Annotated in this window: 20 protein-coding genes and 1 riboswitch; of the genes, 5 read left to right on the forward strand and 15 right to left on the reverse strand. The window is 37.5% G+C overall.

Annotated elements, in window-relative coordinates; translation table 11 throughout:
• Window positions 1-187: 187 nt before the first annotated feature.
• A riboswitch (SAM riboswitch) is annotated at window positions 188-303 on the forward strand.
• Window positions 304-453: 150 nt separating this feature from the next.
• From MWH28_RS05750 to MWH28_RS05760, 3 genes are all read left to right on the forward strand, one after another.
• Window positions 454-2,016 carry a homocysteine S-methyltransferase family protein gene (locus MWH28_RS05750; protein WP_248618357.1) on the forward strand — a complete coding sequence of 521 codons (1,563 nt, stop codon included), beginning with the start codon at window positions 454-456 and terminating at the stop codon, window positions 2,014-2,016.
• Between the two features lie 79 nt (window positions 2,017-2,095).
• Complete coding sequence (uppS, locus tag MWH28_RS05755; protein ID WP_248618358.1) at window positions 2,096-2,740, forward strand: polyprenyl diphosphate synthase; 645 nt, start codon at window positions 2,096-2,098, stop codon at window positions 2,738-2,740.
• 23 nt (window positions 2,741-2,763) lie between these two features.
• Entirely contained in the window at window positions 2,764-3,273 is a 510-nt protein-coding gene (locus MWH28_RS05760; protein WP_248618359.1) for a DUF3231 family protein, read from the forward strand.
• A gap of 60 nt (window positions 3,274-3,333) precedes the next feature.
• Here MWH28_RS05760 and MWH28_RS05765 read toward each other — a convergent pair whose 3' ends face one another.
• The 12 genes from MWH28_RS05765 to MWH28_RS05820 form a co-directional block, all read right to left on the reverse strand.
• Complete coding sequence (locus MWH28_RS05765) at window positions 3,334-4,746, reverse strand: FAD-binding oxidoreductase (RefSeq protein WP_248618360.1); 1,413 nt, start codon at window positions 4,744-4,746, stop codon at window positions 3,334-3,336.
• Window positions 4,727-5,722 carry an electron transfer flavoprotein subunit alpha/FixB family protein gene (locus MWH28_RS05770; RefSeq protein ID WP_248618361.1) on the reverse strand — a complete coding sequence of 332 codons (996 nt, stop codon included), beginning with the start codon at window positions 5,720-5,722 and terminating at the stop codon, window positions 4,727-4,729. The genes MWH28_RS05765 and MWH28_RS05770 overlap by 20 nt, the downstream gene beginning before the upstream one ends.
• Window positions 5,723-5,726: 4 nt before the next feature.
• Entirely contained in the window at window positions 5,727-6,530 is an 804-nt protein-coding gene (locus MWH28_RS05775; RefSeq protein ID WP_248618362.1) for an electron transfer flavoprotein subunit beta/FixA family protein, read from the reverse strand.
• Between the two features lie 33 nt (window positions 6,531-6,563).
• Entirely contained in the window at window positions 6,564-7,670 is a 1,107-nt protein-coding gene (locus MWH28_RS05780) for a YkvI family membrane protein (protein ID WP_248618363.1), read from the reverse strand.
• Between the two features lie 560 nt (window positions 7,671-8,230).
• Window positions 8,231-9,016 (reverse strand): methyltetrahydrofolate cobalamin methyltransferase, encoded by a 786-nt coding sequence (locus tag MWH28_RS05785; protein WP_248618364.1) that lies wholly within the window; start codon window positions 9,014-9,016, stop codon window positions 8,231-8,233.
• A 59-nt stretch (window positions 9,017-9,075) separates the two neighbouring features.
• A complete protein-coding gene (gene cdhD, locus MWH28_RS05790; RefSeq protein WP_248618365.1) occupies window positions 9,076-10,044 on the reverse strand; it encodes a CO dehydrogenase/acetyl-CoA synthase subunit delta in 969 nt (322 codons plus the stop codon).
• A 45-nt stretch (window positions 10,045-10,089) separates the two neighbouring features.
• A complete protein-coding gene (locus tag MWH28_RS05795) occupies window positions 10,090-10,839 on the reverse strand; it encodes an ATP-binding protein (protein WP_248618366.1) in 750 nt (249 codons plus the stop codon).
• A 28-nt stretch (window positions 10,840-10,867) separates the two neighbouring features.
• Window positions 10,868-12,787 (reverse strand): ASKHA domain-containing protein, encoded by a 1,920-nt coding sequence (locus MWH28_RS05800; RefSeq protein WP_248618367.1) that lies wholly within the window; start codon window positions 12,785-12,787, stop codon window positions 10,868-10,870.
• A gap of 27 nt (window positions 12,788-12,814) precedes the next feature.
• Entirely contained in the window at window positions 12,815-14,158 is a 1,344-nt protein-coding gene (gene acsC, locus MWH28_RS05805; RefSeq protein WP_248618368.1) for an acetyl-CoA decarbonylase/synthase complex subunit gamma, read from the reverse strand.
• Window positions 14,159-14,294: 136 nt separating this feature from the next.
• Complete coding sequence (gene acsB, locus MWH28_RS05810; RefSeq protein ID WP_248618369.1) at window positions 14,295-16,424, reverse strand: acetyl-CoA decarbonylase/synthase complex subunit alpha/beta; 2,130 nt, start codon at window positions 16,422-16,424, stop codon at window positions 14,295-14,297.
• A gap of 49 nt (window positions 16,425-16,473) precedes the next feature.
• Complete coding sequence (gene cooS / locus MWH28_RS05815; protein ID WP_248618370.1) at window positions 16,474-18,417, reverse strand: anaerobic carbon-monoxide dehydrogenase catalytic subunit; 1,944 nt, start codon at window positions 18,415-18,417, stop codon at window positions 16,474-16,476.
• A gap of 237 nt (window positions 18,418-18,654) precedes the next feature.
• Window positions 18,655-19,425, reverse strand: a complete 771-nt coding sequence (locus tag MWH28_RS05820) for an ATP-binding protein (RefSeq protein ID WP_248618371.1) — start codon at window positions 19,423-19,425, stop codon at window positions 18,655-18,657.
• A gap of 443 nt (window positions 19,426-19,868) precedes the next feature.
• Here MWH28_RS05820 and MWH28_RS05825 point away from each other — a divergent pair, with 443 nt between their 5' ends.
• Both MWH28_RS05825 and MWH28_RS05830 read left to right on the forward strand, forming a co-directional pair.
• Window positions 19,869-20,240 (forward strand): hypothetical protein, encoded by a 372-nt coding sequence (locus MWH28_RS05825; protein WP_248618372.1) that lies wholly within the window; start codon window positions 19,869-19,871, stop codon window positions 20,238-20,240.
• 75 nt (window positions 20,241-20,315) lie between these two features.
• On the forward strand, window positions 20,316-20,786 hold the full coding sequence (locus MWH28_RS05830) for a glycoside hydrolase family 108 protein (protein ID WP_345894750.1): 471 nt from the start codon (window positions 20,316-20,318) through the stop codon (window positions 20,784-20,786).
• A 123-nt stretch (window positions 20,787-20,909) separates the two neighbouring features.
• On the opposite strand, the gene recJ is transcribed toward MWH28_RS05830, so the two are convergent.
• From recJ to MWH28_RS12970, 3 genes are all read right to left on the reverse strand, one after another.
• Window positions 20,910-23,195 (reverse strand): single-stranded-DNA-specific exonuclease RecJ, encoded by a 2,286-nt coding sequence (recJ, locus tag MWH28_RS05835; RefSeq protein WP_248618373.1) that lies wholly within the window; start codon window positions 23,193-23,195, stop codon window positions 20,910-20,912.
• Between the two features lie 189 nt (window positions 23,196-23,384).
• Window positions 23,385-24,194 carry a PD-(D/E)XK nuclease family protein gene (locus MWH28_RS05840; RefSeq protein WP_248618374.1) on the reverse strand — a complete coding sequence of 270 codons (810 nt, stop codon included), beginning with the start codon at window positions 24,192-24,194 and terminating at the stop codon, window positions 23,385-23,387.
• Window positions 24,184-26,427, reverse strand: a complete 2,244-nt coding sequence (locus MWH28_RS12970) for an ATP-dependent helicase (protein WP_248618375.1) — start codon at window positions 26,425-26,427, stop codon at window positions 24,184-24,186. Before MWH28_RS12970 ends, MWH28_RS05840 begins: the two co-directional genes overlap by 11 nt.
• Window positions 26,428-26,465: the final 38 nt, after the last annotated feature.

Consider the following 26,465-nt stretch of genomic DNA (forward strand, 5'->3'; position numbering starts at 1 on the left):
TAAGATTTTGACCTTCAACTGTCAACTGTAAACCGTAAACTGTCAACTCAATATTGTGGCACAAAAGTGCCACAATATTGTAATTCAACCTCAATCCACAGTTAATAGATAGGAAAACTTTTATTTCCCTTTGACATTTCTTAAAGCTAGTGTTATAATTATTTACAATAATCGAATAAAGATTCATCTCTTATCCGGAGTGGTGGAGGGACTGGCCCGATGAAACCCGGCAACCAGTAGCAAAATGACAAATGCTACAGTGGTGCTAATTCCTACAGAAGTTAATCTTCTGGAAGATAAGAGAAGGGAGTATTATAATCCACAATCTCTTCTCTTACAGAAGAGATTTTTTTATTACATAGTATATAAAAATATCTTTATTTTTTGTAGTATTATTAGTAACTAGTGACTAGTAGAGTTTAAAACTTAAAATTTGGAGGGAGTAGATAAATTATGAGTCAATTATTAGAAAGATTAAAAGAAGAAGTATTAATCTTAGATGGAGCAATGGGGACTGAATTACAAAACAAAGGTTTAGAGGTTGGGAATTGTCCTGAAAAATTGAATTTAACCCATCCTGATGTATTACAGGAGATCCATACTAGTTATGTAGAGGCCGGAAGTGACATTATTCAAACCAATACCTTCGGGGCCAACAGTATTAAGCTAGCCAAGTATGGCTTGAGTGAAGAACTAGAAGAGATCAATACTACTGCTGTCAAATTAGCTCAAGAGGCCGCAACTGAGAATACACTCATCTCTGCCTCAATTGGCCCTACTGGTAAATTATTCGAACCAATGGGTGTTCTATCATTTGAAGAAGCTTATCAAGTCTTTGCCCAACAGGCTGAAGTCTTAGCAGCAGCAGGAGCAGATTTGATCAATATCGAAACGATGATCGATTTACAAGAAGCAAAAGCAGCTCTGATTGCCGTTAAAGAAAATACATCATTACCTGTCATCTGTAACTTAACCTATGAGTCGGGCCAACGGACAGTGACCGGTACCGACCCTGCAAGTGCTATTACCGTCTTAGAAGCAGCTGGCGCAGATATCATCGGAGCCAACTGTGGCCTTGGCCCAGCAGAATTGGCTGAGATCATCAATATCATGGGCCAACAGACAGCTAGCTTTTTAGCAGTCCAACCAAATGCTGGATTACCTGTCTTAGATGAAAATAACCAAACTATCTTCCCTATGGAAGCTGAAGAGATGGCCAGCTATGGAGCAGAGTTCGTTACAGCAGGAGCAAATATCATTGGTGGCTGTTGTGGCTCAAATCCAGATTATATTCGCTTATTAAAAGCAGAGCTTAAAGATCTCAAACCTACATCAAGACCTAAAGCAAGAATAACAAAGTTAGCTAGCCGTAATCAACAACTGAACCTTAAACAAGAAAAACCACTAATTATTGGAGATAAGATCGACTCTACTAAGCCAACAGACTTAGCCACAGAACTAAAAAACAATAAGACTAAATTACTTGGCCAAGCAACTACTGCTCAAGATCAAGCAGGTGCAGATATTATCAGCTGTAACCTCTCTAGTTTAACTGAACCAGAACAGATTAAAAAAATAATTAATACCGTTCAAATGAGAACTAGACTACCGTTGGCCCTTAAATTAGACAAACCGGAGCTGTTAGAGGTTGCCTTACAATCAATAGTGGGCAAACCATTAGTCCAATTAGTTCATCCTGACCAAAAAGAGATATTATCTTTAGCTAACAAATATGGAGCAGCTATTCTAATCCCAACTGTAACTACAGAAAAAGAAATTAGAGAAGAAAAAATATTGACTGCTGTACAAAATAATCTTGAACATTTAACAGACTTTGGTTTACCACAAGAAGAAGTTATAATCGAATTACCAGCTATTAAAGATAGCAATGAACAGCTCTTACTAACCATTAAAGAAGAGTTCAACATATTAACCGCTCTCAAAACTAATAATAAAACAGAATTAATAAATACTAATCCAGACCTCTTAATTTTAGATCCAACTGAAAAGAAGTAAAAATTTGAGATGCTTTAAAGAATAATCCTCCTTGATCATCACCATACTAAAATTAGGTTTTGGCAAAGGAGGATTATAAATGAGAATTCCAGAACATATAGGAATCATTCCTGATGGTAATCGAAGATGGGCCAAAAGTAAAGGACTAAGTAAAGAAGAAGGTTATGCGCATGGACTCAAACCAGGTTTAGATGTATTTAAACTCTGCCAGGAGGTTGGAGTTAAAGAATTAACTTTCTATGGTTTTACAGTAGATAATACTAAAAGACGTTCCGTTCAAACCCAAGCCTTTACTAAAGCATGTATTGAAGCTGTTAAGATCATTGCTCAAGAAGAGGCTTCAATTTTAGTGGTCGGTAATACAGATTCTCCTATGTTTCCCAAGGAGTTATTACCATATACAACACGAACAACTACAGAGGAAGAACAAATTAAGGTCAATTTCCTTGTTAATTATGGCTGGCATTGGGATTTAGGTAATCTAGATCAAAATGATAAGAGATCTAAGCAGGGAGTAATTAGCTCCTTAAAATCAAAAGATATTTCTCGAATTGATCTAATTATTCGCTGGGGTAATAGACGAAGGCTTAGTGGCTTTTTACCAGCTCAATCTGTTTATTCTGACTTTTATGTTGTTGAGGAGTATTGGCCCGACTTTAAGGAAGAACATTTTTATCAAGCACTCAACTGGTATGATCAACAAGATATCACTCTAGGAGGATAAGCAATTGAAAGGAGTTAAGTCTGATGTCTATTTTAAAAAATGTCACCGAAAAGATCGGTCAAAAGAAGAATAAGAAGATGAAGATCCATACCGGTGAAGCATTCTACTTATGGGAACTACTAGTTTCCAGATATGATTCCTTAGATAAAACTCAGCTATACTGTGAATTTATCAATGATAAAGATTTTCTGGCAATCGTTAAGCGAGGTATTAAGAAGTTAAAAAACCAAATTAACGAACTAGAAGATATTATGACTGAGATTGGAATTACATTACCAAGTAGACCACCAGCAAAAGCAAATATTAATAATAATATTACGATGCTCAAAGATGAGATGATCTTTAGGGATATTCACCGTGGGATCCAAGGTTATATCGATCTACACGCTCGAGCTTTTCGCTCAGCAACCAATAAAGATTTAAGAACATTATTTAAAGATTATTTAATCGAAGAGTTAGATATGGCAGAACAATTAATCGAATACGGTCAATTGAAAGGCTGGTTTTTGGTTCCTCCTCCCTATGAAACATGACTTGTGAAATACCAAAAAGCTCTCTTTCTTAAAGTTAAGGAAGAGAGCTTTTCAAAAAAATCAATTAGATACTTTAACTACTGCTTTACCTGGATTCAAAATCTCATTAGGATCAAACGCCTCTTTGATCTTCCACATTATCCGTTGCTCCGCTTGACCTAGTTGTAAAGGTAAAAATTTCAAACGTAACATTCCAACTCCATGCTCTCCAGTGACTGTTCCTCCAAGATCTACAGCTACTTGATAAATCTTTTCCTTCAATTGATCATAATAAGCAGGAACTTCTCCTTCTTCCTTTAAAATAATTGGATGAAGATTTCCATCTCCCGCATGAGCAATTACAGGAATTTTAGTGTTATATTCCTCAGCTAGTTGATCAAGTTGATCTAAATATTCAGCAAGCTTACTACGTGGAACAGTAACATCAGGGCTGTCAACAATCTTACCTGCAATTGCAGGTAAGACATGACTGCGAATCTCTAAAATACTCTGCTGTTCTGCATTGGTCTCGGCAATTAAGATCTCCCCTGCCCCTACTTCTTCACAAATTTCTCCAATTACCTCTGCTTTATCATACAAAGTATCCTCTTTATCCTCCGCTAAAATTACCATCAAATAAGAGCTTCCCTCTTTACTGGGCCACTCTTTACCTATCCCTTGTACAGCATCTTCAATCTCTTCTTTTTCCATATATTCAATAGCCATCGGGATAATCCCTTCTTGCAAAATTTTAGGCACTGTTTGAAAAGCATTTCTCCGTTTTTGATAAGGAATAATCAATGTTCCAGTCGCTTTAGGTTCAGGATAGAGCTTCAAAACTACTTTGGTGATAATCCCTAAGGTTCCTTCACTTCCAATTAATAACTGCATCAAATCATAACCTGCATTATTTTTGAGCAATTTACCAAATTTTCCACCAAAGCTAACTATCTCTCCTGTAGGAAGAACAGCTTCTAAGCCTTTGACTTGATCACGCATTATACCATGCTTGACCGCTCTAACTCCCCCGGCATTCATAGCAACCATACCACCAACCTGTGCCCCTTCATCACCTGGATGTAAAGGAAAATAGAGCTTATCATTCTTCTTTAATTCCTCGATCAAATCTCCTAATGTTACAGCTGCTTCACAACTAACCATTAAATTCTCCTCATCTACCTCAAGCATCTTATTTAGCCTCTCCACTGAAAGAATTATACTTGGTTCTGTAGGAATCGCATTGGCAGAAAGGCCTGTCCCTGCTCCTTTAGGTATTACCTTGATCAACTCTTGATTAGCATATTTAAGAACTTCAGCTATCTCTTTAGCTCCTGCTGGTTTTACTATCACACTTCCTTTAACTGGCTGAGGAGTTACTAAACCATAGGCATTATTGGTCTGTTCTTTACTATAGCTTATAACCCGTTCAGGATCAGTATCTACCCAATTTTGACCAACTATCTCCTCTAATCTCTTAATTATCTCTTGTTTCATCTTCTTGCACCTCCTCAATCAACTTTGGAATCACCTGATACAAATCCCCTATAATCCCATAATCAGCAATCTCAAAGATAGGAGCTGACGGATCTGTATTGATAGCTATTATCTTGTCTGCTTCTTTAATTCCAGCAACATGCTGAGGAGCACCTGAAATACCACAAGCAATATATAGTTTAGGAGCTACTCTATAGCCACTATAACCAATCTGATATTCTTTAGAAAGGTAACCGGCATCAATAATATCACGAGAAGCACCAATTACTCCTCCTAACTTAGTAGCTAACTTTTGTAATAATTCAAAATCAGCCGCTTTTTTAATTCCTTTCCCTCCTGCTACAACTACTTCTGCTTCCGCAATATTAACCTTCTGTTGCTCTAATAACTCTAAAACTTCTATACTTTGCTCCTGAGCTTTAGTAGGGCTTTTTTTAATAATCTCCCCTTCTAAAGTTGCGTCACGATCCCGTTCTACAAATTCTTTATATCTAACTGTAGCCATTTGAGGATAAGTCACTGTCTCTATCTGGGCCAAAATATTTTCACTGAAAGCAGGCCTAATCTGTAGCAACTTTCCTGCTTCATCAACCCTAAGATCAGTACAATCAGCAGTCAATCCCGTATCTAAAGCTGCAGCCACTCGCGGTGCTAAGGAGCGACCAAAATTGGTTGCTCCAAGTAAGATAATCTCAGGCTTTAGCTCCTCTATTAAATCAACCAAATTTTCCTTATAAAATAACTCATCAGGTTGCCCAAAAGCTTCATCCTCTAAATAATAAACTTCATGAGCTCCTCGATAAATCAACTCTTCTGCTTCGATACCTGTTGGCCCTAACAAAGCAGCAAAAATAGGACAATTTAGCTCAGCAGCCAACTCTTCTGCTTTATTCAGTAATTCATAACTAACATGATGAATTTCTCCATTTCTCTGTTCAGCAAAAACAAGGATTCCATTATACTCTTTCTCAGTCATATTATCATTCTCCCATCCTATCTTTTTCCTGGCAGATTTGAGCTACTTCTGTTATCGCCTCTGTTAATTCATCTCCTGTCCAAATCTTACCCTCTCTCTCAATTAAAGAAGGAACTTCAATCTTTCTTACCCGAGTACAAGAACCTTTTAGACCTACATCCTGATGATCCAAGTCAGTTTTAAAATCAGCAATCCCCCACTTTTCAACTTCAGCTTCTCTAACCTCTAGCTTCCGCTTCAACAAAGGTAATCGAGGAGTATTTAAATCTTTAGTAACGGTTATTAAGCCTGGATACTTAAGCTTTTTTAGGTAATTAGCATCCCACACTGAAGAAACAACAGTTAAATAATCTTCTCTTATTTTCTTCAGTTTTGTTACATAAGCTACATGGGCCAACCCCAAATATTCAGCAGTCTGCGGGCCAACTTGAGCAGTATCTCCATCTACAGTCATCTCTCCTGCTATCACTAGATCAACATTTCCAATCTCCTCAATCGCACTAGCTAATAAGTATGAAGTTGCCCGTGTATCTGCACCGGAGAACTTTCTATCTGTCAATAAAACGCCATCATCAGCCCCTCTAGCTATCGCTTCTTTGATAACTCCCTCAGCTCGAGTTGGCCCCATACTTAAAGCAATTACCTCTGCCCCAAGCTCTTCTTTGATTTGAAGAGCTGCTTCTAATGCATTCAAGTCAAAGGGGTTGATCTCAACTCCAGCTGACTTACGATTAATTACCCCTCTTTCTGTATCAAACTTGACTCGTTCCATTTCAGGAACCTGCTTGATCAGTACAATAATCTTCAAAGTCTTATCCTCCCTCTTAATTAACAATAATTATTAGATATTCTCTTTTGATAAAAACAGTTTATATAAGACAGGAATTATAATCATCGGTATTCCTAAAACACCCAAGAAGTTATAACCTCTAGCTACAAGTGGAATTAAACCAAATAAAGCTATCCCCCAGGTTATAGTTACAAATATCAATGAAGCAATAATAGATCTCTTCTTCTCTTGATGCTCTTCAACCTCTCCTGGCCACCAAGAAACAATCCTTTTAACTCCACCAAAGACAAAATTAACCCCAGTAGAAACTGCTCCAAATAGAATTAAGATTGAAATCAATCCTTCTGCAAAAACCCCACCGACCCCTTCTCTAACTACATGGATTGTCGGTACTGGAATATCAATTACCTCAGGATAGTAAGCCAATACAGTAATACTTGCTAAGGTTAGTAATATAGCATTGATAGCAAAACCTATCATTCCTGCTTTCTTAGCATCCTCTCCATCATCTAAAACATCAGCCACTGCCACATATGCTCCAACAGCTAAAGCCTGAAAACTAGCATATAACAGCATTCTCCATGCTGCTGTCCAAAAGCTTGTCTCTGTCGTTTGATTAGCCACTAACTCCATAACCGCTGGAAAACTAATAACTGCATTAGTACCATAAATAATTCCAACACCAATAATCAAAGCTATCGCTATAACAGTAGCTACCTTACGTATTAGTTCAGCTCCAAAAATAGTTAATAAAAATATAATAACTGCAATAATAAGAGTGTTAATTATATAAGGTGTACCCAATGCCTCTTCTATAATCTCCCCTCCTGTTGCAAAACCAACAGCAGTTGCCACAAACATCGTAATCACAAAGGTTAATTCATATAAATTAGAAAAAATCTTTTCATAAGGACTATAAAATTCATTAGTCCAACTCTTATAATCAAAAACCTGATGCTTAACGCTAAAATCCCAAGCATAATAAAAGACCAACGCATTAATCGCCATAGCAATAATAGGCATAAAGATAGCAAACCAACCATAAGTAACATAAAACTCAGCTACCTGCCTGCCCGAAGCAAATCCACCACCAAAATGGGTAGTAAACCATACAAACGCTACTCCAAAAAAACTAGGCATTACTAATTTCTTTTTCATCAACTCAACCCTCTCTGTTATTTATTCTCCCTACTCGACTACTTAAAACTAAATAAAAAGGAAGTTAATACTACATTCTTCATTTAACGACTTATTCCTTTAAATAATTAAAACATTCGTCTTTTAGGTTCAAATTTCAACATTAAATTACACTGAGTTGATATATAGTGGCACTTTGCCACTATATATCAGTTGACAGTTTACAGTGTACAGTTGACAGTTAAAATCATTAAAACCATAAACATAAATCCAAACTATCATGAGGAATGTTTCGCAGTGACATCTAGATTTTTTCGTTTAGTTTCTTGATGAACCGGAAATCAAATCAGAGCATGAATTAGTTAATTTTCCTATTTTAAAATTAACTTGCTCTTGTTTGATTGGAGGTGAGTCTTAGAAACTCAGAAAAAATCTTTCCGAACGAGAAACTTTCCTCATGTTAATAGCATATCGAAAGTGACACAATATTGTAATTAGAAATAAAAATAAGAGGTAAGGGGGCGCCTCCCTTACCTCTTATTGATTAAGAACCTTATCTTATTCTCTTAAATTAATTCAAATTACTTTCTAAATTGTTGCAAGAAAGAGTCACAATATACATCATTGTTAAGGATAATCTCTGCAGTAGCTATTGAATCTAGCATCTCTTGATCATTAGCTTCCATGATAGCTGCATCCAATCCAACTGCCATAGCCATTACCATAAATGTTCTATTGATTAATCCCATATTAGTACAGTTCTGAGAAACATTACTTAATCCTAAAACAGTCTTAGGAGCAGGATCTGCTAACTTCTTAACCTGTTGAATAGACTCCAATACCTCTGGAGCATGATCTTGAGCTACATTAACCGGTAGAATCAAAGGATCAATATATAAGTCTTCCATTGGAATACCGTGAGCATCAACATTAGCTACAATTTCCATTGCTTTAGCTGTTCTAGTAGCTGCATCCTTAGGTACTCCTGACTTATCCATAGCTAAACCGATTACTTCAGCATCATACTCTTTAACTAATGGTAAAATAGCTTCTAACTTAGAAGGTTCAGCAGTAACAGAGTTGATCATTGCTGTTCCTTTGTGTACCTCTAAGCCTGCTTCCATAGCATCAACATTCGTTGTATCTAAACAAACAGGAGCATCTACTTCATCTTGAATAACCTCTACTAACCACTTCATAACTTCTGGTGAGTCTTCTACTGCTGGACCAACATTAGCATCTAGATAATGAGAACCAGCTTCTATTTGCTTTACTGCCCACTTTTGAATTGCTGTAGGATCTTGATTCTTGATTGCCTCACCAATATCATTAAACATTCCATTAATTCTTTCACCAATAATAATCATTTTTTCTACCTCCCTAATTTATAAGTACTCAATTAATATAACCTCTGCTCAAGATAACTTTATGAATTATCTTCCATTAAATCGTCAACTAAACTTTGTACATTCTTAGCAGCTTGCGGATGATACATTACCAAAATGTTAGCACCAGATTGTAATACTGTACTTGCAGTTAAAGTCTCCCACATAACACCTCTGTTTTCTTGCTCTCCCCATTGTGGGTTCTCTTCAGTAGGAGTATTAGGCTCTTTTGTTCTCCAAGCTTCTTTTCCTGCAAAAGCAACAACCGGCATTGACAGCATCTTATCATCTCTTAGAGCACTTAATCTAACTCTTTCCATTACAGAGTAAGAATACTCTAAACCATAACCTAAACTACTTAATAATGGGTCAATAACTATCTTATTCTCTTTAACCCCTAAATCAGTCAATAAGATATTTAACTGCTTAGCAATATTCATATCTACTGGTGATTGAGCAATTAAAGTATGATCATGAATCATACACGCTCCAGCAATCGTTTTATAATTATCTTCTTCTGTAGCACCAATTAAGAGATTTTCTCCTTCTGCTGCCTCAGCTACAGCCTTTAAGACTTCATTATCCTTTTCTGCATCTTCGCAACCAAGTACCATTAGTGGTACTCCTACTGCGTCTAAAACATCCTTCACAGTTTGAGCAGCTTCTTCTGGAGAACGATCTTGCCCAGCAGGATTAGTACTTACTAATCTTAAAGCTATTAACTCTGCTCCTTCTTCCTCACACTTCTTAGCCCAAGCAACTGGGTCAGAATAAACATCTCCCCATGCTTCTACTAATGGCTCTGCCCATCCTTCTGGTTCCTCATCAAGAACTTCATAAGCTACTACTGGTTTATTAGGAATCTCTCCTTCAAAATCCAAGAAAGGTAAAGCTGTTTCCCCTCCTACAGTTACTGTAGAAGTACGAGTACCTCCCTCTTCTTCTGTAGCTCCAATAACAACCTCTGCTACTTGACCAGTCCATTTCTCTTTAAGCATTTCTACTGCCATTTTATTCTCCCCTTTCTATAGTTTTATCACAGATATATATCATCTTTATAAGACAGTTTTCTTAACAAGCTCTTCTACTGCTTGAACCACCAAAGCATCATCTGGCAAATCGACCAATGACTTGCCATGTAAGTCATACTCCATCACCTGTGGATCATCAGGTAAAGTTCCAATCATTTCCAAACCTGTCTTATCAATTTCTTCTTGTAATATTTCAATGATTCCCTCTCTTACTCTGTTAACCACTAAATAAACCTGGTCAACATCTAACTCTAACTCATCAACTATCTTCTTAACCCTACCTGCAGAGCGAATACTACGTGCACTAGCATCACTGACTACAAATAAGACATCTATATCCTGAGTAGTCCTTCTACTTAGATGCTCCAAGCCTGCTTCATTATCCATTACGAAGTAAGGATAATTGGCATTTAGCTTTTCAATAAACTTCTTCAACAGATCATTAGGATAACAATAACATCCAGGCCCAGTTGGCCCGCCCATCACTAATAAATCTACATCATCATCTTCAACCAATGAAGCACTAAGCTTATACTCAATATAACTCAACTTATCCATTCCACCAGGTGGCCTACCATCCATTTCCTTAAACTCTTTTAAGAGTTCCGTTATGGTATTATTCACATCCATTCCTAAAGCTTCATCTAAGTTGGCATTAGCATCAGCATCAACTGCTAAAATTGGCGTCTTTTCATTTTTGATTAGTGTTCTAATTAAAAGAGAAGAGAATGTTGTTTTACCTGTTCCACCTTTTCCTGCTACTGCTAAATTCATAATTGTCAACTCCTTTTTTATAGTTAACTTATTCCCCTGTTACTGAAGGAAAGAGGTTCAAATCAGTATGAGGAATAAATTGAGCTGATACAAATTCATCCATAAAGTCTTGGCTATAATTTTCAGCACTCAACTCAAGATAAGTCATCTTCTTAGCTATCTCTTGCACCTCTTCAAACTTATCTTCGGATAAAAGACTCATTCTTGCTCCCTTTAATGAAGTATTCCCGATAAACTTAAATTTATCCAATGGTAAGTCAGGTAATAGACCTATCTTCAAAGCATCATCCAGATTTATATAATTCCCAAAGCCTCCGGCAATTAATACCTGGTCGATAAACTCTTCAGTTAAAGCCATGCTGTTTAACATCATTCTAATTCCAGCATAGACAGCTCCTTTAGAGCGGAGTAAGTTTTTGATATCATTTTCTGATATCACTATATCCTCTTCTATCCCTGCTTCATCAGCCCAGACCAAGACGAATTCTTTATCATACTCTCCATCTCTTAGTCGCTCATGCTCCAATTCTTCATCAAACTTTCCTGAGCGACCGATGATTCCTACATCCTTTAATAAGGCTAATAGGTTAATCAGACCTGATCCACAGATACCGATTGGTGGAACATCACCGATTGTACTATATTTGACTTCATAAGTCTCTGGATTTATATCAAACATCTCAATTGCCCCTGACATCGCTCTCATTCCATAAGTAATTCCTCCACCCTCAAAAGCTGGGCCAGCTGAACAAGAACAAGTCATTAACCATTCTTTATTGCCTAATACTAATTCTCCATTAGTACCAATATCAATAAAGAGGGTTATTCCATCTCTATCAGCTATTTCAGCTGCTAAAGTTCCTGAGCTTATATCTCCACCAACAAAGCTACTTACTCCAGGTAAGCAATGAATCAAACCATCCTCTTTAATCTTAAGGTTCAACTCTTTAGCTCTTAATGGTGGGACAAAGCTGACAGTTGGAATATAAGGCTCTAATCGAATATTGTTAGGGTCTATCTCTAACAATAAATGGATCATTGTCGTATTACCAGCTAAAACTGCTGTCTTAATCTGACTCTGCTCTATTTCTTGTTGACTGACAATCTCATCAATCAAGGAATTCATTGTACCAATTACAGCTTGATTAAGTTTTGCTAAACCACCTTCATTCTCTTTAGCAAAGTTAATCCTACTGATTACATCATCACCATAGTTGGCTTGCTTATTATAGCTACCTTCGCGAGCAGCGACTTTGCCAGTTGCTAAGTCTACTAATTCTACCACTACAGTAGTCGTTCCGATATCTACTGCCAAACCATAATCAACCTTTGGATCATCTAATGACTTTAGCTCAGTAATTTCATAATTATCTCCTAATTTTGATAATGAAACCTGAGTCTTCCAGTCATTTGCCCGTAAATGAGAAGCTAAATCCTTCATTACAGGTAAGGAAGCTTGTAATGATGAAAGGTCTCGATCACGATTAAGCTCAATCTGTAACCTTTCTAGGTCACTAACATTATCTGTTAGTGATGGTTGATTCAACTCTAGCTCTATCTGGCGATAAATAGGGTCAAGCTTCAGTTTTTGAGTAGCTGCTAACTCTTCTTCTGTTAATATATCTTCTCTTTCTTCAACCTCTTCTTCTATAAAGACCTGATGCTTACTCAAACGTGATTCTGGCGGAATCTCAACTATCAGATCCCCTTTTATTTCTGTCTTACAAGCCAAAACATAACCTCGTTTTAGCTTGTCAGGGGAAAGGTTCCCCTGATCAAGTACTTCAACTTCTCCGTCTTCAATAATCAATTGGCATTTACCGCAGCTTCCGCTACCACCACAGACTGCTTTTAACTCAACTCCAGCATCAACTGCTAACTCTAATAAGTTAGTTCCTGGCTCAGCTTCTATCTCTATTTGATCAGGTACAAATTTAACTAGTGACATAATTTCCCCCTTCCAGAACTAGGCTAATTAGCCATTTAACTCGCTTTCCCAGCGATTAGCAATAAAGCTTGGAATTCCAGAAGATTCACGTGGACCTACAAGAACATCCCAGCCAGAAGCTTCTTCTAATTTTCCACTAATTACTGCTACATGACCTGGAATAATAAGCTTTCTGTGATCTACTCTATCTTCTATATCTGTCTCTTCAGTTATAATCTCACCAATCTTAGCTCCACCAAACTTATCTGCTGCCCAACCTGTCAAGACAGAAGTTCCATCTGTATCAATCGGAATAATATAAGCAGGTTCTTTACTTGATGATACATCACCTTCTACACTGTAATAACTTAATGAGAAGTTAGTTGTAATAAAGACTGGAGAATTCTCATCAGGCTCCCCTACTTCATAAACCTTATTTGGCTCAACAGTAACCGGTACTCTTGGATCTGTATAAATATTCTGTCGTACTGCTAATAATGATAATGTTTCAGCTAATTCTACTGTATTATTCAAGACTACGATTCCAGCATATTTAGCTATATAAGTGCTTGCTTGCATAACCTCTTCTTGAGGATCTTCTTTAGTAGTAAACGTAATAGTTGGGAATCCTACAGGTCTAAACTTCTTCTTAATACATAATCTTCTGATTACATTCTGATCTCTTAATACTTCAGAAGTCTGTCGAGCTCCACTATCAATGACTAAGTTTTCATAATCAATCTTCTTAGTCAATTCAGCTAAGCTATCTAAATCTTCACCTCTAACTGCTAATGGACAGTCATTCTCCTCAGCTAACTCTGTCATTGCTTCATAGTTATCTGCAGTCGCTGCATAAAGTAATGGATTTTGGTCAGCAGCTATATCTAGAGCCGCTTCCATTGCTGCTGCATCTTCAGTAACTAAGATCAAAGTTCTTTCACTATTATCTGCTACTGTTTCAACAGCTTCAGCAAATGTATTGACATCTCCAGAATCATTCTTAACAGCAATCATATCAACAGCTATCTCTTGCCCTACTCTTTCAAAAGTTAAAGCATTGATCTTCTCTACCTTAGCTGCTACATCCTCTTCGTCGCTAACTGCTACTGCAACACCTGTTTCATTAAAGAATGTCTTATCATGTCTAAATAATTCTGTCTCTCCACCAACTTCTCTTTCATACTTTCCTGAACCAATAGTAATAGTAGCAATTGGAGGTTTAGCTGCTGCATCCAATGCTGCTTTAGCCTCATCAGATACATCTGGACATTCACTTAATTCAGCTTTCCCTTCAGCTAACTGCATAGCAAATGCTAAACAAGTAGGAGACCCACACTCTCCACAATTTGTTTGAGGTAACTTCTTATAAATCTCTAATCCTGTTAATCCCATCTTTTAAAATCCCCTTTCGTTAATGTTTTTCTAATCTTTTATTTTATATAATAATGAAGATTAGGCATAAGTGAAGATTAGGTATGAATCAGTTCACACCTAATCTTCTATTATTTAACTACACTACCAACTTACCTTACAATAATGGATCCATACCTAAAGCAGGATGACCTTTTTCTTCTAAGAACGGTAATATCTCTTCAGAAGTAGTTCCTACTGTTTCATCAGCAATCTTATCATAGAAGTCTTCTAAACCTTCTTTTTCAGCTTGCTTCTCAATATCCTCTTTTAGTTGCTCTTTTAATTCTTTTGGCATCCATATAATTCTACCTATGCCGCCATCAGCTCTGATGAACTTATCGCTACCAATATATGTCTTACCAATTCCCATAAACCCTGGAGTCTGATTACCTCCACCTACTGTACCAGCTAGACTGGAGAAAGTCATTCCAACAGGTGTTTCTCCACCATGTTCACGATCAACAATCATAATTCCATTGGCTTCAGGTACCATTGCCATAATTGCCTCAAAACAACCACAAGAAGTCATTGGTGATTCCATGATAGAGTAAAGATTTACTGTATCTATCTTACCACCTGACTCTTTAGCAGCTCTTTGGTTAGCACCTTCCCATTGTCCTTTATGCTCATCGATTACTTTGTTCTTACTAACAGGTTGGTTTGGCCCTGCAGGGTCAATCTCATAAGCAGCTTTAGCATCTAACCAACTGATAGCTCCACATAATCCAACTCGATCAGGAGTTACAACACAGACATGTGCTGGAGCAAATGATTGACATAAAGTACAATCATAGAATTGATCAACAGACTCATCAGATAAGTCTTTTAATCTAGCATCACGCTTCTTGTAACGTGCTTTTGCTGTCTCATAATTTTCATCAAATAGTTCTCCTTCTTCAGTAATTAGTGTTACCTGTAATCTATCTACAATGGAAGGGAACTCTGATTTAAATTTAGCATATAAAATTTCACCTATACCTTCAATCGTAAATCCTTTTTCTTGAGCCTCTTTACTGATTCGAACCCAGTTAATGTCACGTTGGCCCATATGCCATAAACCTTCTCCATAGTTAAAGAAGTGGTGGATTTGTCTTTCAAATACCCCTTCAAAGTCTTCCTGCATATCTCTACCATAGATATCAACTACCAATCCTAGTGGTAATTGAGCACCTGCTTCTACATCATCAACATCTGGTCCAATTAATTCTATCTTTCCATCTTCTACCTCATCTTTATCTACTGTTCTAACCATCTCAAAAGCTGGTGTTCTCTGTCCACCAAACTCAACATACATATCGTTTCTTCTGATTGTTTCTCCCTCAAATGCAGCACCTACAGTAATTGGTACAGGAATATCAACAATCTCGATATGAATATCTTTTAACTCAAGTCCTAATCGTACTGCCTCTTCATAATCAGTTTCAACTAGATACCACTCAGGAAGCTCTTCTACTCCTTCTTGATCAGTAATAGTTGGGATACCTAGGTTGTTAGCAGCAAATTGAGCAGCTATTTCAACCTCATCTTGGTCTCCTAAAGCAATGATGAATGCTTTAATACGATTTCTTACATAATCAACAATTGCTTCATAATTACCACGCTCTTCACCACCAAAAGCCATTGAAGCTCTTAAAGCAAAGTTAACAGCATGGATAACTTGAGTAAAGTGACCTAATGGTAATGTAAAGAAGTCAACTCCCATCTTCACATCTTCTTGAATTGCTTGCTCTATTACTTGATCAGATAAGAATGTCAAAATACCTTTAGACTGTAAATCACTGATCAAATCTGCTAACTCTTTGCTATCATCAGCTTTCCCCATGATTACAGCTACACCAGGGATTGTACCATCTACTAAAGAAACTCCATACTCTCTCATTATTTTATCACTTACAAAGCCCATATATACTTCGTCTTGATATGGATCTTCCTCTTCAGCATACTTAATAGCTTCAATAATTTCAGCTGCATAACCGGTAACTTCCCCAGCTTTTCTAGCTCCCTCTAATGTATAATCATGACTTAATAAATCTTTATACTTATTTAAAATTGCTGGTAATTCACCAAGTGTTTTAACTTTAGTTCCATCTAAAGAAGAAATATAAGGTAATTCATAACCAGTTTCAGGATAAGCTACTTCCTTATCAGATCCATACTTATCAATAGCTTTTTGTAATCTAGTTTCAGCAAAACTAGTAGCGACCATAGCCCCTTCAATAGCAGACTTAAATAGATCTCTAGACATCTTATTGCCCCCTTTTAACATATTTTTAAGACTCTAAATTTTCTCAATTCTACTCTGTCGTATATGAATCAGATTCTCTTGCTTTAGTCTTCATCGCTTGAATCCAATTTCTCTCATCTATCTCTGCAATTAACTTTTCGGCAGCAGCTTTCGGATCAGTTTCAACGATAAAGTGTCCATCATAAACATCCTTAGCTATCTTAGTAGCTACCTCAGTTACTAATTTACTTCCTGTTACCGGTGGTACAACACCTACATGAGTTGGTAATCCTAATGTTACTGCCCATGTACCAATTGATACAGCTTTTTCATGCATTGCCTCTGGTGCAGTAGCAACAATCGGTAATTCACCAAGGTCTAAACCTGTATAATCAGCTAATGCTGTTGCTAATCTAACTGCTCTAGAGTTATCAACACAAGAGCCCATATGCCAAACTAATGGTAGATCTACTCCTGCAGCATCACTAAGGATACCCATGACTTTCTTAAGACCTTCTCCTGCATACTCTTCTACAGCTTCTGGAAGTAAGAATCCATGCTTACCAAGTGAGTTAGCTGCACAACCAGTAGCTACACATAATACATCATTCTTAACTAATTCTTTAGCTACTTCAAGATGGTTGTGATCTTGCTTAGTCTTCACATTATTACAACCAGCAAATAAAGCAATTCCTCTAATATCTCCACTTGCTAAAGCATCAGTAATTACACTTAATGGATCATCAGCATTAACCTTCTGTAGAACTTCTACAATCTGTTCTACAGTAAATCCAGCCATCAACTTACTCTTATGCTCTGGAATATCAACCTCTGCATCTCTCTTCTGGAAGGCTTCAATTGCTGTTCTAACAATAGTATCTGCATCAGCATTCGCACTTGAATCATTAAATTGAATATGCTTAGCTCCTGAAACTTTAGCAATATCCATAGTTGTAATGATATCAGTATGATAACATCTTGAAATTTCTTGTAAAGAAGGCATTACACACTGAACGTCAGCTACTATAGCATCTACAGCACCAGTCATAATTGCCAACTCTTGAGAAGTAAAGTTAGCTGCTAATGAAACACCTTGTCTCATTAAAAGCTCATTTCCAGTACAACAAATTCCTGCGATATTGATTCCATTTTCAGCTCCAGCAGCTTTAGCTTCATCTTCTAAACGTTTAGCTGCTTCTACTATCTTTTCACTTAATAATGGGTCATGACCATGAACTAACAAGTTAACTGCATCTTCATCCAATACTCCTAAGTTAGCTTCAGATTCAATCAACTCTGGAGTCCCAAATAAGATATCTGATAAGTCAGTTCCTATAGCACAACCTGTAAAGTCAGTTAAAGATGTTTCTAAACCACCAAAGATTAGATTCAATGGATCACTATCTACTCCCATAGCACTTCTATGCATCGAATCAGCGATAGCATCATTAATACCTTGTGGAATAACGTCACAATCACTTAAAAGATTATAACGACTTTCAGGTATCGCTGTCTTTAACCAACTAACTTCTTCCCCATGAAACCCAATGAAGTTACTAATTGCTTCTTCAGCTACCTCTTTAACTATCTCATTAGTCTCTTTTCCGTCAACCTCTATTCCCAAGTCAGTAGCTACCTTCTTTAACTTAGCTTCATCCTTAATTTCATAATCCTCTGCCTCACCTAAAGCCACCCCTCTTAATACCTCTGCTACATGTCGAGCGTGACCTGAGTGGTTAGCAGAACCAGCAGCAATTGATCTTACTAAGTTACGTGCTACTATCGTATAATCCCTAGCTCCACAAATTCCTTCTTGGTTTCCTTTATCATTATCAGCTGGGTTAACTCGACAAGGACCTTGTAAACACATAGTACAACAGACTCCAGCAGCACCAAAACCACATTGTGGGGTCATATCTTCATAGCGGGAAAAACAAGTACTGACCCCCTCATCTTCTGCTAATTGCAGCATCTTTGTATTTGCTGGATCAATAACATAATCCTCAATATTCATCTTTTCAACCTCCTTGTAATAATCTTTTTTAATATCTGTTAGAAATGATTTAGACTTTACTAAGTGCCCAACAAAACAACACCTTTACTTCTATCTGTCTGCCCCTCCACTTTTTATAATGAATTTTATAAGTGAGAAGCAGAGATTCATTTCCAGCCAATCAATTTTTAGCTCATTAACTACTATGATTTATATTACTTATCTAACTAGCTATTTAAATTACAATGACTAGACGGCTTACTTGCTCCCACCTCCCCTCAAAAGATTGTTGTAGATCACTTCCATATCAGCTTTTAAGGCCTGATATGTTTGCTCATTACTTCCTTTTGTCATTGCAGACATCATTACTTCTTTATTAAAGGGTATAAAACCCAAAATCTCTTCATCAGAAAAATTATCTTTAATTAATTCTTCAGCATCTTCATCAAAGACCTTATTTGCTATAACCTTAACTGCAGGAATTCCTAATTCAACTGCCATCTTCTTAACTGTTTGAGCAGTTTCAATACTGACTTGACTGGCCTCAATTACAATTATTAATATATCAACAGCTCGAGATGTTCCTCTACTTAAATGTTCAATCCCTGCTCCCATATCCAAAATTACAATCTCTTCTTTATCAGTTAATAGTGATTCCACTATAGAACGCAAAAATGAATTTTCTTTACAGTAACAACCAGCGCCTCCCTGTTTAATCTCGCCCATCCTTAAAAACTTAATATTATCTAAGTTATAGGCATAATCATCTAATGTATCATCAACTTTGGGAGTTAAACTAATGAAGGCTCCTCCACCATCATTTTTCTCTTCAATTACATCTTCTAGTTCAGCTAATGGTTTTATTTTCTCTGCTTCTTCTTCTGGAATTCCTAAAGTGGTAGCTAAGTTAGCATCTGGATCAGCATCTACAGCAAAAATATTATAATCATTTTCAGAAAACATCTTACTTAAGGTTGCTGTAATTGTTGTTTTTCCTACTCCACCTTTTCCTGAAATTGCTATCTTCATTTATTTTAGCCCCTCTCTCTCAACTTAGAACCAGATTTAATTTTAAATATTAAGAATATAGTTTATCTAAAATCAATTCAAATATTTCATGTCTCACATATGATATTAGATAACTATTAGAAAAATCCTTCAAAAAACCAAAAAAAAATTTAAAAAAAGTAGAATAAGGACAAAATACTTAATCTTTATAAAATTCTGAAAATAAGCACAATTTAAAATAAGCCTTAAATTATAATATTCTTAATAAAATGTTATAAAATTCCTGATAATTATTTTCACAACAAACAAGCATAAGTAAAGAGCTTTTTATTCTTTTTTGATAAGTTGAATTTAATCTTATTATAATGGATATTTCAACTTATATAATTCTTACCTTTCAGAACAAATCAGCCTCTAATTGAATAAGTTATTGTATGAATTGAAATCTAGAAAGGAGGAAGAGGATGGCTGAACGTGTTTTATCCTTTATCAGCTTAATTGTCAGACAAATTTTTAATAATACAGCTGAAAAATTATGGGACGGTCTTTGGGAAGAAATCTTTGCAGCTATAATTGCAGCCGAAGAAAAATGGGAAGAAAGTGGTCAAGGCAAGGTCAAGAAAGAATGGGTTATGGAACAAGTAATGAATTATGCCAAAGAAGAGCTGGAACTAAATTGGATTAAAAGACGAATCGTTGAATTCTTTATTTCACGGGTTATTGACAGTCTAATTGAAACCTTCAATGAATTGGTTGGTGAAGATTGGATTGATCAAGTAAAAGAGTTAGAAGAAGAATGGCGAGAAAGATATCTCAATAAAAAATTATCAGATTGAATTCAGGACTTCTTCGATAAACTCGGGTCGAGTTTACAGAATAGAAGTACTTTTGAAATAGCATTTGAAGAGGTTATCAAATATGAAGGTGGTTATTCTAACGATCCTATAGATCGAGGAGGAAAGACTAAATATGGCATCACAGAAGAGACAGCCAGAAAGGCTGGTTATAAAGGGCCAATCAAAGAATTAACACTAGAAGAAGCAAAAGAGATCTATCATCAGCATTATTGGGCCAACCACCACTACGATAAGATTGAAAAGCAAGAGATTGCTATCAAACTCTTCGATCAGGCAGTCAATCTTGGCCCGCCAACTGCTAATCGAATCCTTCAGCGTGCTTACAATATCTTAAATCAAGATACAATCACTGTCGATGGAATTGTTGGCCCGCAGACTCTAGCTGCTGTCAATCAATATCCTCATCCTGACGATCTACACCATCTACTTAATGTCTTACAAGCAAAGCGTTATATTGAAATTGTTGAAAACAATGAATCACAAAAGAGGTTTATCCGCGGCTGGCTGAAGAGAACGAAGATATAAAGTGAAAAAGTGCCACTTTATATCAGTGTACAGTTTACGGTTTACAGTTGACAGTAGATAAAAAAATCTAAGACCTGCAACTATAAAGATTTTGACCTTTAACTGTACACTGTCAACTGTAAACTATATCATAACCAATTTTTTAATCACACCCAAGTCCTGCTCTAACATATATCTCCTAAAAGCCCTGCTTTCTTCAAGCCGACTCTTTAATCTCGCCTGATGAGGCGAGTTTTTTTTCTTTTTCTTTCCTTTCTTTAGTAAGATATTAGCCGGGCCAACAAACTCAAGCTCAATCATCCCTTGAGCTTGCAGGTGCTTTAAAGCTGCTAAAATAGTCCCTTCTTCTTCACCCGTCAATCCAGCTAAAGTCTCAATTCTTACTCGTCCACCTTGCTCAGTAATCACTCTCTTAACCAATCCTAATAGCTGACGCAAAAAGAGCTTTCCTGCCCTAAGCTCTATATCAGAATAAGCCAACAACACTCGCTGAGGCCTGATTTTAAGTAATAACTCCTGCATCACCTTCAAGCTAGGTGGACACGAAAGAAATACAACTACCTCAGCTTCCTGACCTTGATAACGATTAATCGCTGGAGTAAAAGCAGGCTCCTCTACTCCTTCATAATAATAAAGTACCTCTGTCAACTTAGGCAACTTTCTTCCTAGCTCTTGCCAATTACGATAGTCTTCAAATTCACAGTCAAACCCTTCTCTTACCTCTCCAGATTGGCTCTGTAGTACCTCCTCTACAACCAACTGAAGCTCTCTCTTACCTTGCCATTCATTAATCTGTAACGAATAAACAAGATCAATCTCAGCTCCTAGCTTCTCTTGTTGGCCCCGCCACCAGATTGCAGATCTCCTTTCACCTTGCTGGGCCAACACCAACCTCAAATGCTTACCATCACTAATGGAACGTGAATGAATCACCTCAACATCTGGACTATAAAAGAGCGGCTTAGGATTTCCTGCTCCAAAAGGGGCCAACTTCATTAATTCTTGATATAATTCTAAATCAAGTTGGCTAAAATCAAGCTTAGCATCAACCTCAATTATCCGTTTGTGTCCTAATTGATCAAGTTCCGCTTGCAACAGCCCCTTTAGTTTATTAGAAAACTGTTCTAAATTTTCTCGCTCTAAAGAAAGGCCTGCTGCTCCAGCATGGCCACCAAAGCCCAACAACAGATCTTGACACTCTACCAAAAGATCCCGCAGATGAATCCCAGGAATCGAACGGCCCGAACCAGTGACAACCCCTTCTCCATCCCGTTTATCACATAATAATATAGTAGGAACTCCAAATTTCTCAGTCAATCTTCCAGCTCCAATCCCAACAATCCCTTGATGCCAATCAGGTCGATAAAGCACAAGCGGTTCTATCTCTTCTTGCTCCTCAACCATCTTTATTGCATCTAGCTCCATCTGCTGGCTCAATTCCTTCCGTTGCTGATTGATCTGATCCAGCTTAGCTGCTAAGTTTTGAGCTGTAGTCCGTTCAGTAACCAACAATAACTCTACAGCAAGGCCAGCCGAAGCCATTCGCCCTACAGCATTGATTCGCGGGCCAATCCTAAAACCAATATCCTCCTCTGTCAACTGACCAGGAGTAATTCCACTTACCTTACATAACTCCTCAATTCCAATCCAGTCAGTCGCCTGTAAAGAAGCCAATCCTTTCTGCAACAAATACCTATTCTCCCCATGTAATGGGACAACATCAGCCACTATTGCCAATGCTAGAGGATCTAATAATTTTTTGAGTAATTGCTTCGGGCCAGTAGTTTCTAACACAGCTTGAGCTAGAAAGTAAGCCATCCCAGCTCCTGGTAGATTATAAGCAGGATGTTCAGCCTCTAAAAACTTAGGTGTTAATATCAGGTCAGCCTCAGGTAGCCTAGCAGGCAAATCATGATGATCGGTCACTAATACCTTCATTCCCAACTCCTTAGCTAAAGCTACCTCCTCATAATTAGAGATTCCACAATCACAAGTAATGATCAAGCCTACCCCAGCTTCAGCCAACTGCTCAACGACTCCTTGATCCATCCCGTATCCTTCTGTAAATCTATCTGGAATATGATAATCGACGTTGGCCCCGACTGCTTCTAGCATAGTCACTAAGATCACCGTCGAAGTTACTCCATCAACATCATAATCACCATATACAACAATCTTCTCCCCAGCTTCAACAGCTGATAATACCAGCTCAACTGCTTCCTCCAGCTGTGGAAACTGGCGAGGGTCTGTTGGAGTATATTCTTCAGGATTTAGAAACTCTTTTAAGCGTTGCTGACTATCAATTCCCCGTCGCCAGAGAAGTTTGGCCAACAGATGATTGCCATCAACTCCGGCTAGTAACCAGTCAGGTAATTCTACTTGTTCTTGGTAATCAACTTTTAAATCCATAGGCACCATCCTTATCTATTCAGTTTACAGTTAACAGTTGACGGTTGACAGTTAAAATCATCAAAAAAGTAAAACATTAGAATATTAAAGCCATTATAAAACTGTAGTCATAAGAGACTTCAATGCTCTTAAGTTTTAAGAGTTTGCTCTTTAACTGTAAACTGTAAACCGTACACTGTCAACTCAGTTTTAAAATCCGATCTCATCAATCTCATCCCAAGCTAGCTCCAGTTCAAGATCTTCTTCCTCTAACTCTACTCGCAGAGCTTCTTCTCCATGGCAGATTGGCCTATATTCACAATATCTACAGCTCTTCTCATTCTCAGTAGCATAGAATTGATCATGGCTTAAAGCCTTGATTTCAGCTATCAGATTCTTAATCCGAGCTTGATCACGTTCAAACTGCCATTGGCTATAGTTAAGTGGCTCATAATCTTCAGGAAAGCGAGGATTCCAATAGATTAAAGTAATCTGATCAGGATTCCACTCTACTCCAGGGGCATAGTGATCTCCTGCTTTACAGAGTAAGTATCTATAAATTATCGTTTGGAGACTATTACGCCAATATTCAATCCGTGGCTGTTGCTTATAAGTCTTCCAATCATAGATAATCCCCCGCCCTTCTTTACTAATATATAATAGATCATATTTACCCATCAACTTAATTCCAGCTCCATTAAAGCGTAGCTCCTGCTCGGGATAAAACCTTTCTTCATTATTATAAGGCCTAAATTCAACCAGTTGAGCAAGCCACTCCTGCATCTGCTCTGACAATAAGCTGTCAGGATCGACTATTCTTCCTCGCGAATAATACCTTTCAGCCAATCTATGAAATTCTTGTCCTAACTTGAAAATCTCTTTATCTTCTTGATCCTGACTCCAATCACTAGGCCAAAATAATCCTTCAAGATAACGTCTTTTAAACTTCAATTTACAGGTATCATAAGTCTTTAAAGCTGAAGCACTGAAATAAAGATCATCTAAACTATTAGTCAGCATACTCTTTCCGCTCCTTTGTAATATACTTGTCTAAAACTTTAAAGGTGTGACTAACTTCAACATCATTAAGCTTCGTTCCATTCCAATTCTTCCTTTTTTGATAAGCACTCAAGACCAACCTCTTTTTAGCTCTCGTAATTGCAACATATAATAATCGTAATCGCTCACTAATCACATCAACCTTTGCCTTAAAGACTGGATCTTTCCTTCTTGTCTTACCCAATTTCTCATCTAATTCAGCCTTAGCAACTGCTACTGGATTCGATTGATGTTTAGCTAAATACCACTGTTCACCACGAAAACTATCGTCCACAGTAGTCTGATATTCATCAGCTACCAGTGAAGTTACAAAGACAGTATCCCACTCTAAACCTTTAGCCTTATGAGCAGTTAAGAGAGTTATTACCCCAGCTTGGGCTTCAAAACCTTTAGTATCATACAACTTCTTAGCCAATTGCTTAAAAGAAGGCTTCAAATTTGATAGTTGGTCAACAATATCAACCAACCGCCAGCCAGGGTTGGCCCGTAACTCATCCTTAAAATAGAGCGCAATCCCTTGGGCCAACGCTAAAGTATCATCCTTTAACCCTAACTCCTCTGCTAAAAAGAGTATCAATTCATCTGCTGACAACTCCAGACTGGCCTCTAGCCAATATCGAATCTGATCTAAAGCCTCCTGCAAAGCAGTATATAACTGACTATTATTAAATAACTCCTCTGGTAACTCTATCGGAGCTAACTGACCACCAGTTGGATAGATAATTTCAGCTACTGAATAATCTTTAAGTAACTGATCGACCGCCTCCAATTCAACCTCTGCAAATTGCTCTAGAAATAAACTTTTTAATAATTTATCTAACTGTCCCTGTTGATGAGGACGAGCCAAATAACTGACAGCATCCTCTAAATGCTCAATCGTACGAGCTTGCTCCTGACTAATCCCACCTACTTCTACAAATGGAGCATCTTCTTCTTTTAACCGCTCTACTACCTCCTCTTGGGTATAGCGATTAGGTACTAAGATAGCTAGTGTCTCATCTGGATTACTTTCAACCTGCTTAATAGCCTTCTTAACAGTCAGCTCTATCTCTTCAGCTCTAGTTTCATACTTTTGAGTAGAGATACCATAACCATCCAATTTAGGATTAGGGTACGGATCATCCTCTGTTACTGTTTGGATTAGTTGGCCCTCTAATGCCTGCTGACAGTCTGGTACTGGATGTTCCTTCCGAGTCCAGTTTACTAAATAATTGGCTAAATCTATAATTTGCTCCGTACTCCTGCTTGAAGCCAAGATCGCCCCCCGCTCAACATCATCTCGTCGACAAAACTCTCTAAAGAGATCAGGCTCAGCCAAGGTAAAGGTACCCATAATCGATTGATTAGAGTCACCAACTCGAACTAAATTCCCATGATCAGCGGCTAATAAATAGAGCATCTTCTGTTGAATCAGGTTTGAATCTTGGGCTTCATCCTCAAAGATATAACCCCACCTTTGCTGTAAACGACTACGAAGTATTTGATCTTCATTCAGTAAACGCCAGGCATTGACAATTAAATCATTAAAATCAAGTAAACCATTACTAGCTAACTCTTGAGCATAATCAAGGTATATTTCACAAACCCAAGCTAAATAAGATTGAGCCGCTAGTTTATTACGCAACTTTTTTACTTGATCTCGATCTAACCCATGGCTTTTTAACTGACCAACCATCGTCTTTACTAAACCTGGAAAGGCCTTCTCCTGCCACTTCTCAGCTCCAATCGAATGCCACTTAGTATTAGGTGGTCGATCGATAATCCTCTCCCAACGGGAACGATTCTCGCTTAACCACTTCTGAGTTAAGCGATTAATAATCCTCTGTTGTTCATTCTCATCTAAGACCTTAAACTCATCATTGATCAATAGATAATCAGGCCGCTCCTTTAAGATCCCCATTGCTAAAGAATGGAGTGTTTTGACCTCATAACCCGCTCCTGTAGCCAAACCTCTTGCTTCTAAAAATTTATCGATTCGGCTGCGAAAGTTAGCTACAGCCGAATTCATATACGTTACAATTAAGATTTTGCTTGAATCTAAGTAACCCTCTGCAATCAAATCAGCTGCTAAATAAGCCAAGGTAAAGGTCTTACCTGCTCCCGGTACCGCTGGTACAGCCATCATTCCCGAACTATATTCCCCTACCTCTTGCTGTCCGCCAGCTCGTAATTCAACATCTTTAAAGTCGATCACTACAATCCCCCCTTATGTTAGTGTATAGTTGATAATTG

Source organism: Natroniella sulfidigena, assembly GCF_023223645.1.
In the GTDB taxonomy this organism is placed as follows: Bacteria; Bacillota; Halanaerobiia; order Halobacteroidales; family Halobacteroidaceae; genus Natroniella; species Natroniella sulfidigena.